7 protein-coding genes and 1 pseudogene are annotated in these 8716 nt (G+C 70.5%); 4 read left to right on the forward strand and 4 right to left on the reverse strand.

Going from position 1 to position 8716, the window contains the following annotated elements:
- Positions 1-462 (forward strand): annotated as a pseudogene (locus tag VIP82_RS04785) (hypothetical protein); the annotation flags it as partial.
- 78 nt (positions 463-540) lie between these two features.
- Here the strand turns inward: VIP82_RS04785 and VIP82_RS04790 are convergent.
- The gene (locus tag VIP82_RS04790) at positions 541-1992 is read right to left on the reverse strand and encodes an MFS transporter (RefSeq protein ID WP_331906188.1); all 1452 of its coding nucleotides are present in this window, start codon (positions 1990-1992) and stop codon (positions 541-543) included.
- Positions 1993-2137: 145 nt separating this feature from the next.
- Here VIP82_RS04790 and VIP82_RS04795 point away from each other — a divergent pair, with 145 nt between their 5' ends.
- Both VIP82_RS04795 and VIP82_RS04800 read left to right on the forward strand, forming a co-directional pair.
- Positions 2138-3160, forward strand: a complete 1023-nt coding sequence (locus VIP82_RS04795) for a PHP domain-containing protein (RefSeq protein ID WP_331906190.1) — start codon at positions 2138-2140, stop codon at positions 3158-3160.
- A 109-nt stretch (positions 3161-3269) separates the two neighbouring features.
- Positions 3270-3650: a DUF2255 family protein gene (locus tag VIP82_RS04800; protein WP_331906192.1), complete on the forward strand. Its 381-nt coding sequence runs from the start codon at positions 3270-3272 to the stop codon at positions 3648-3650.
- Between the two features lie 45 nt (positions 3651-3695).
- Here VIP82_RS04800 and VIP82_RS04805 read toward each other — a convergent pair whose 3' ends face one another.
- Positions 3696-4580 (reverse strand): alpha/beta fold hydrolase, encoded by an 885-nt coding sequence (locus VIP82_RS04805; protein WP_331906194.1) that lies wholly within the window; start codon positions 4578-4580, stop codon positions 3696-3698.
- Between the two features lie 253 nt (positions 4581-4833).
- Here VIP82_RS04805 and VIP82_RS04810 point away from each other — a divergent pair, with 253 nt between their 5' ends.
- Complete coding sequence (locus VIP82_RS04810) at positions 4834-6765, forward strand: glycoside hydrolase family 5 protein (RefSeq protein WP_331906196.1); 1932 nt, start codon at positions 4834-4836, stop codon at positions 6763-6765.
- Between the two features lie 76 nt (positions 6766-6841).
- Here VIP82_RS04810 and VIP82_RS04815 read toward each other — a convergent pair whose 3' ends face one another.
- Together VIP82_RS04815 and VIP82_RS04820 are read right to left on the reverse strand one after the other, a co-directional pair.
- The gene (locus VIP82_RS04815) at positions 6842-7960 is read right to left on the reverse strand and encodes a metallophosphoesterase family protein (RefSeq protein WP_331906198.1); all 1119 of its coding nucleotides are present in this window, start codon (positions 7958-7960) and stop codon (positions 6842-6844) included.
- The coding region (locus VIP82_RS04820) for a DUF5054 domain-containing protein (protein ID WP_331906200.1) at positions 7957-8716 on the reverse strand (760 nt) is incomplete at its 5' end. The genes VIP82_RS04815 and VIP82_RS04820, both read right to left, overlap by 4 nt.

The raw sequence follows: 8716 nt of genomic DNA on the forward strand, positions 1-8716 counted from the left end.
GTCGACACGCTCTGGATCTGGCTGATCGTGGCGCTGCCGGTGCTCGCCGTGCTGCCGCTCTTCCTCTGGGACTTCGAGGGGTACATGGAGCAGTCGATGTACCCGTCGACGAACTCGATGCTCACCGCGCTCGGCCCCTACACCGACCCGTGGTACCTCGCCGCAACGTTCGGCGGATGGATCGTCTACGGCCTGTCGGTCTGGTTCGCCGCCCTCGACAGTGCCGCGCTCGGGAGGCTCGGCTATCAGCGCCGGTTCCACTGGGCGTGGGCGTTCCTCTGGTCGCTCGTCTACGTCATCGGCCGCTCGGTCGTGGTGCGGCGCCAGGCCGGTCGTGGGTACCTGCCGATGGCCGCGGCGATCGCGCTCACCGTCGTGCTCACGATCGGCGTGATCGCGTGGTTCGTCGTGATGATGGTGAACATCTTCAACACGTCGATGGAGATGTACCCCTCGTACTGATGGGCCGTGCTGACGGGCGCGGCTGACCGGCGCGTGCTCGTGGAAGCCGCTGCCGGCCCCCACGAGCACACCGCCTGATCAGGCCTCCACGAGCTCCTCGGCCGGTGCCTCCACCGAGCGGGGGGTCGGACGCAGGAGCAGTGCGGATGCCACGAGCCCGACCACCGCCAGGACGGCGGCGCCGATGAACGCCGATGAGAATCCGGCCGTGAGCGCCGCGGCATCCGCGGTGCCACCGGCTGCCCCGCCGGCGACCGCACTGGTCACCGCCGCGCCGACGGCCGTCAGCACGGCGAGGCCGATCGCCGAGCCGATCTGGTAGCTCGTGTTCACGAGGCCCGAGGCCACGCCCGTCTCCTCGGGGCGTGCGGCGCCGATCGCCGTGCCCAGCGACGGCACGAACGCGAGCGCCATGCCGAGCGCGGCGACGAGCGAGGCGGGCAGCACGTCGACGGCGTAGCTGCCGTCGGGCCGGGCGAGGGCCAGCCACCCGAGGCCGACCGCGAGCAGGGCGAACCCGCCGACGATGAGCGGCTTCGCCCCGAACCGCGCCTGCAGTCGCGGCGCCACCGCGACCATGCCGACCACGATCAGCGCGGTCATCGGCAGGAGTGCGGCGCCCGAGGCGAAGGCGCCCGCCCCGAGCACCTGCTGCAGGTAGAGGTTCAGGAAGAACCACATCGACACCCAGGCGGCGCCGAGCAGGAGTTGCGCGAGGTTCGCGGCGCCGAGCTGCGGGGCCCGGAAGATGCCGAGGCGCAGCAGCGGCGTGCGGCTGCGGGCCTGGATCGCGAAGAACGCGATGAGCAGCGCGGCGCCGGCGATCAGGGCGACGATCGTCTCGACCGAGGCCCAGCCGACCTCGGGTGCGCGCACGACGCCGTAGACGATCGCGGCGAGTCCTGCCGTCGCGGTGAGCGCGCCCGCGAGGTCGACCCGCCCGCGTCCGCCCGAGACGCGGGGGAGTGCGAACGGCGTGAGGATGATGACGAGCAGGGCGATCGGAACGGTCGCGTAGAACACCCAGGGCCAGCTCGCGTACTCGGTGAGCACGCCGCCGAGGAAGACGCCGGCCGTGCCGCCGATCGGTGCGGCGGCGCCGTACACCGCGAAGGCCCGCGGCAGGTCGGCGGTGCCGCCGAACAGCGTCATCAGCAGCGTGAGCGCGGCCGGGGCGATGAGTGCGGCGCCCGCGCCCTGGACGGCGCGGCCGGCGATCTCGAGGCCGACGTTGCTCGCGGCTCCGGCGAGCACGCTGCCGATGAGCAGCGTGAGCCAGCCCGCGATGAACACCCGGCGCGCTCCGAACACGTCGGAGAGGCGGCCTCCCAGCAGCAGGAGGCCGCCGAAGGCGATGACGTAGGCATTGAACACCCATGACAGGGACTCGGGGGTGAACCCGAGTTCGGCCTGGATGTCGGGCAGTGCGACGCCGATGATCGACGTGTCCATGATGACGACGAACTGGGCCGCCGCGATGAGTGCGAGGCCGAACCACCGACGTCTCGTCGGCGGAGTGGATGCAGGCATGAGAACTCCTTTTGTGAATACCCCTAGGGGGTATAGATATACCGACATCGAAGGGGCCTTGTCAAGCGGCGTCGCGTCGCATGACACGGGCGGCGCCTCGGTGCGTGTGCTGGCCGCCCGCCCCTCGACGCGCCAGAATGGGGCGATGGACCCGGTGGCGGCGCTCGAGGAGATCGCGTTCCTGCTCGAGCGCGATCGTGCATCGGCGTTCAAGTCGAAGGCGTTCCGTCGGGCGGCCGACGTCATCAGGCCGCTCGACCCCGACGAGATCGCCGCTCGTGTCGTCGACGGCCGCCTGCAGCGGACGAAGGGCATCGGCGACACCACGTTCGCGGTCATCGCGCAGGCGACGGATGGCGCGGTGCCCGACTACCTCGCCGACCTCCGCACCCGGGCCGGGCTCTCACCCGAGGGCGCGCACACGGGGCTTCGGGCGCAGCTCCGCGGCGACCTGCACAGCCACACCGACTGGTCCGACGGCACGACGAGCCTCGAGACGATGGCGCGTGCCGCCGAGGAGCTCGGGCTCGAGTACCTCGCGGTCACCGACCACTCGCCGAGCCTCCGGGTGGCCAACGGCCTCAGCGTCGAGCGGCTCACCGCGCAGCAGCAGGCGATCGCCGACGTGCAGGCGGAGGTCGGGGGCATCCGGCTGCTTCGCGGCATCGAGGTCGACATCCTGCTCGACGGCGCGCTCGACCAGACCCCCGAGATGCTGGGCGGCCTCGACGTCGTGGTCGCGAGCGTGCACTCGAAGCTCCGCACCGAGGCGCCCGAGATGACGAAGCGGATGCTGCGCGCCATCGCCGACCCGCAGACGAACGTGCTCGGGCACTGCACCGGCCGGCTCGTCGAGGGGTCGCGCGGCACTCGGCCCCAGTCGACCTTCGATGCGCACGAGGTGTTCGAGGCGTGCGCCGAGCACGGGGTCGCCGTCGAGATCAACTCACGGCCCGAGCGGCAGGATCCGCCCGACGAGCTCATCGCGATCGCGCTCGAGGCGGGCTGCCTGTTCTCGATCGACAGCGACGCCCACGCTCCGGGCCACCTGACGTTCCTCGAGCTCGGCGCAGTGCGCGCGACGGCGAACGGCGTGCCCGCCGAGCGCATCGTGACGACGTGGCCCGTCGAGCGACTGCTCGAATGGACGCGGGACCGCGGGGCGTGAATCGGGAGGCGCCGCCGGTACCCGGAAGCTCCGTCACTCCCGCACATGCCGGGTCCGGTGCGGGATGGAACACGAACGCCGCGACATCCGTTCTGGAGGAAGGACACCCATGACCGCCTGGACCGCCGAGGACCTCGACCGAGTCGGCGCGGCCGACGAGCTGCACCTCGCCTCACGCCGCAGCGACGGATCGTTGCGACCGTTCGTGACCATCTGGGTCGCCCGCGTGGGCGACGAGCTGTTCGTGCGTTCCGCTTACGGGCCGGGCAACCCGTGGTTCCGCAGGGCGCAGGCGAGCGGCACGGGGCGCATCCGGGCCGGCGGCGTCGAGCGCGACGTCGTCTTCGCCGAGCCGGCGGCCGACGTGCATGCGGCCGTCGATGCGGCGTACCACGCGAAGTACGACCGATACGGGCCGAAGATCGTCGGGACCGTCGTCGGGCCGCAGGTCGTCGCGACGACGCTCCGGCTGGATCCCGTCGAAGGCTGATGGCCCTGCACGGCGCGGGCAGCGCCGACGACGATTCCGAGTCGTCTACGGCTGCGGCGACGGCGGCAGGTGCGTGCCGCGGTGGATCTCGGCCAGGCGCGCATGGCCGGGGGAGGCCGGGTCGTCGACGATCGGCTTGTCGGCCATGAACAGCCGGATGAGGTGCGCGAGTTCGCCCGAGTGGCTGAAGTTGATGGCGTGCGCCGCGCCCTCGATCCTGACGAGCAGCACGTGGTTGTCGGTCGCGGCGGCGACTTCCTGCACGCGGGCGGGGGTGGGCATGAGCGGATCCCGATCGCCGATCACGACGAGCGTGGGGATGCGCAGCTCGAGGAGCCGATCGAGTGTCGGGTACTCCGTGAGCGCCCGGAACATCTTGAACGTGCTCGGCACGCCGAATCGGAGATAGTCGGGCACGGCCACCTTCATCATGCGGGGAGGCTCCCGTCGCCCGTCGCGCGTCAGTTGGCCGACGGCACGGCGAAGCGGCTGGTTGTACAGGCCGCCTGCAGGTGAGACGAGCACGGCGCGGTCGATGCGCTCGGGGTAGTGGTGTGCGAACTCCAGGATGACGGGGCAACCCATCGAGTTGCCGACGAGGGTGACCTTCTCGATGCCGCGATCGTCGAGGAAGCGGGCGGCTGCGTGCGCGAGGTCGGGCACGTCGAGCGCGTCGCCCGCCTTGCCGCTGCGGCCGAAGCCGGGCAGGTCGGGCACGAGGGTGTGGAACTCGTCGGCGAGTCGTTCGGCGGTCGGCAGCAGGTACCGGCCGGAGAGGCCGAAGCCGTGCAGGTGCATCATCGCCGGGGCATCCGGTGGCACGGGGGACTCCCGGTAGAACAGGTTGATGCCGTCGACCGTGGTCCATCGCTCGGCAAGGCTCGACTCCGGTCGCCTCGGAGGCCGTCGTGGTGCCGCTTTCGTCCCCATGCGTCGATCATCCTCGCCGACGGAAGGCACGTCAACGTGACATCGGACCGGCCCGTCGTCCGGGCGAGCGACCCCGACCCGGCATCGAACGCGAGGCCAGCGCCGGACCAAATGTTTGCGATAGCAGAAATTGCTCTGTTTGCGTTGACATCGTGATGATCCCGCCCATAACCTGACCCAGTCAGCAGCCGGGAGCGGCGGCGTCGCAACACGGCGAGGGCACCGCGATCGGCAGAACAGAGAGGTTCGCAGAATGCATCGTCGTACCCTACGGGTCGCGGTCGGACTCACGACCGCAGCCCTCGCGATATCGGTCGCGAGTCCCGTGTACGCAGCAGCACCCGAAGATCCCATCGCCGTGCTCACGGGTCCCGAACTCGCGGCGTCGTGGACGGCGCCGCTCAGCACCGTCGGCCGCTACATCGTCGACGCCGACGGCGATCGCTTCAAGCTGGAGTCCGCCAACTGGGACGGCGCGCAGGGCCACTGGAGCGGCAGCGGCGACAAGAACGATCCCGCCAACCACAACAGCGGAATGAGCTACGACATCCCCATGGGCCTCGACCGGGTGCCGATGGCGACCCTCATGAGCGACTTCCACGGCGTCGGCATCAACAGCATCCGTCTGTCGTTCTCGAACGAGATGCTCGGCATGACGGCGCCGGTTCCGGATGTCGCGGTCGCGGCGAACCCTCAACTGAAGGGCAAGACTCCGCTGCAGGTCTTCGACGCGGTCGTGGCCGCGCTCACCGCCGACGGCTTCGCGGTGATCCTCAACAACCACACGACCACCTCTCACTGGTGCTGCGGCACCGACGACGGCAACGAGCGGTGGAACAGCAGCCAGACCACCGAGAAGTGGATCAGCGACTGGGTGATGCTGACGACGCGATACCAGGACAACGCGCGTGTGGTCGGCATGGACCTGCGCAACGAGGTGCGCCGCGACATCCTGAACGACGCGAACTGGGGCTGGGGTGACGACCACGACCTCTACAAGGCGTACCAGCTCGCCGGCATCGCCATCCAGAAGGCGAACCCCGAGGTGCTCGTCATCATGGAGGGCATCAACTGGCAAGGCATCCCGACCGACCTGACGTTCCACGAGCGGCCGCACCTGAAGCCGGTCGCGAACATCTCCAATACGCTGCCGTATCCCGACAAGCTCGTCTACGCCGCGCACATCTACGGATTCACCGGCCCGAACCACACCGGTGCGACCGGCCTCGGCGAGACGACCGACCCGCGTTACCGCGACATGACGGCGGCAGAGCTCGAGGCCTCGGTCGCCGAGGGCGCGCTCTTCGTCAACACGGCGAATCAGCACTACACCGCGCCCGTGTGGTTCAGCGAGTTCGGCACGACCGGCGCCGGCCAGACGAACGACAAGGAGAAGGCGTGGTGGGCGAACTTCACCGACATCCTGATCGAGAACGACAGCGACTTCGCGGCCTGGCCGCTCGTGGCTCACGCCAGGGATGACGGCACCTTCGTCGACACGTTCTCGCTCCTCGCGTACAAGGCCGACGGCACGAAGCTCAGCATCGCCGACGACTGGCGCTACCCGCAGTGGAAGAAGCTCGTGAACGCGAACGGCAAGACGGGCCCGGTCGCTCCCGTCGCGCGCTGGAACATGCTCGGCAGCGGCAGCACGTCGCCCGACACCAACGCATCGGCGCTCATGAACACGAAGCCCGACTGGGATCCCGGCCAGTGGAAGGGCAACTGCCCCGACTCGCAGCGCCTCGTCGGCGTGGCCCGGGGCACCAACCGTGCGCTCTGCACCGACAACCGGCAGCCCGCGCTGACCACGACCCGCACGATCGTCAAGGACGAGTCCACCGTGCAGACCGACTGGGCGAGCGGCTACAACAAGCTGCAGTGCCCGGCCGGGCAGATGGCGGTCGGCTACAGCGTCACGGTCGGCGTGATCAACAAGTGGTCGACGTCCAAGCTCCTCTGCGCGCAGAGCGAGACGGCACTGCCGTCGAGCCAGGGCCGCAAGGTGTGGTTCGACAACGGCGACAACCGGCCGGCCGGCGGCGGATCGATCCAGAGCGACTGGGCTCCCGGCAACTACAAGGGCCAGTGCGCCGATGGCGAGTACCTCTCCGGCATCGCGTTCACCTGGCGTTGGAACCACGGCGGCGTGCCCGACATGCTGCTCTGCAAGCCCCTGAGCTGATCGGCGGATGACAGAGGGGCCGGGTCGCAGTCGCGACCCGGCCCCTCCTTCGTGCCGTCGTCAGGCGTGCGGGGCGTCAGGCGAGCGGCGCCAGCCGCACCTCGTGCACGACCTCGCCGCCGAGATCCCGCATCGTGAGCACGAGCTCCTCCGCGGAGGCGACGCCGTCGATCCACGCGGCCGCCTCGTCGGAGGTCGTCTCGGCGTCAGGCCCGCCGCTGATGAGCTGCGCGTACGGGAACTCCTCGGTCGGGGGGAGCGAGGCCCGGTAATGGGTGTGCCCCGACACCACGATCTGCGCGCCCCACTCGACGAGCGCGTCGTGCCAGGCGTCGCGGCTCATGCGGCTGAACCAGTCGTAGCCGTCGGCGTCGTAGTCGACGACGGTCTCGTCGATCCACCGCAGGGGGATGTGGCAGAACACGACGCGGTACGGCGCATCCGCGAACTCGGGCCGTGCCGTGACCTCGCGCAGCCATTCCGCCTGCTCGGCGCGGAGCGGCTCGAACGCGACCCGACCCTCGAAGGTCGGGTGGGCGTCGGGCTTGTCCTCGCCGGTGTGCAGCACGATGCACGCGACCGGGCCGATGCGGAACGCGGTGAACGGCCGGCCCTCCGGCGTCGCCACGAAGTCCTCGAGCTGGTAGGCCCAGGCGCCGCGAACGTCGTGGTTGCCGACGACGATCGCGAGCGGGCGGCCGGCGCTCACGTCGAGGCCCGCCGGGTTCAGCACCGTCGAGGTGAACCACGACGGGTCCTTCCAGTCGTTGCAGAGGTCGCCGTTCCACACGAGCACGTCGACCTCGGGGGTGGCCTCGTGCAGCGCGCGCAACGTGTCGTCGCGCTGGTGGGTGTCGTTCCAGACGGCGAAGCGGGCGGTGTCGGATGCCGCGTCGAGCGTGCGCACCGTCTTCCACTCGCTCTCGTGGCGCACGCGCCGCCGGTCGACCGACTCGGTGATCGCGCGGACGCGGATGCCGGTGCCCGCGGGCAGCCCGGTCATCCGCACGCGCAGCACCCGATGATCTTGGGGCACCATGCCGAACGCGTCGCTCGTCACGGTGCCGCGCGAACCGTCGGCAGCCTCCCACTCGATCCAGCCGCGGCTCAGCCCGCGCACGCCCCACACCACTTCGAAGCCGTCGGAGCGAGGCGCCATGACGACCGGGGGACTGGTCACGATCGACGCGCTCATCGCGTGGCTCCGAGGCCGAGGCCGAGACCGAGACCGCGGCCGCGACCGGCGTCGGCGCCCGTGCCGAGGTCGAGCTCGAAGCGGAACCGCAGGTCGTCGTCGAACCACATCGTGAAGTTCGTGCCCCACATGTTGTTGTGCAGGTTCACGTGCAGGCCGTCGCCCGGATCGGGCACCGCGTTGTCGAACCGGTACAGCGCGGGCCGGCCGATCGCGACGAGGGCGGCGTCGAGCGGCCGCAGCGAGAAGTCCCGCGTCGCCGTGTGCGTGACCTCGGCGACCGCATGCAGGCTGCGGTTGCCGTTGCGGACGACCGACTGCGGGTCGACCGGCGTCTCGATCTTCGTGAGTCGCCAGTCGCCCGGCCCGGTGATGGGGCGGAAGCCGAGCCAGCTCGCCTCGGGAAGCCGCGAGGCGTCCTTGCCGCGGAGGTCGAGCGTGACGGTGATCGGTCCGGGCGCGGACGGGAACCGGTAGGCGAGCCGGATGTCGCGGGGCCCGCCCCATGACTCGCTCGCCGCAGCGGGCAGCGCGAGTCGCAGCACCGCGACCGTGTCGGCGCCGTCGTCGAAGCGCTCGGCGGACACCACTCGAGGCGCGAACGTCGTCGCGGGCAGCGTCTCGGCGATCGCGAGGCCGGGCTTCGACTGGTCGGGCACCGCCCACATGCCGTTCTCCTCCATGTCACGGCAGTACTCCCGCATCCAGCGCGCCTCGTCGCGCTCGTCGAACGTCTCGTAGCGGTAGGCGGCGAGC

This window comes from Microbacterium sp. (assembly GCF_036566905.1).
Taxonomy (GTDB): domain Bacteria; phylum Actinomycetota; class Actinomycetes; order Actinomycetales; family Microbacteriaceae; genus Microbacterium.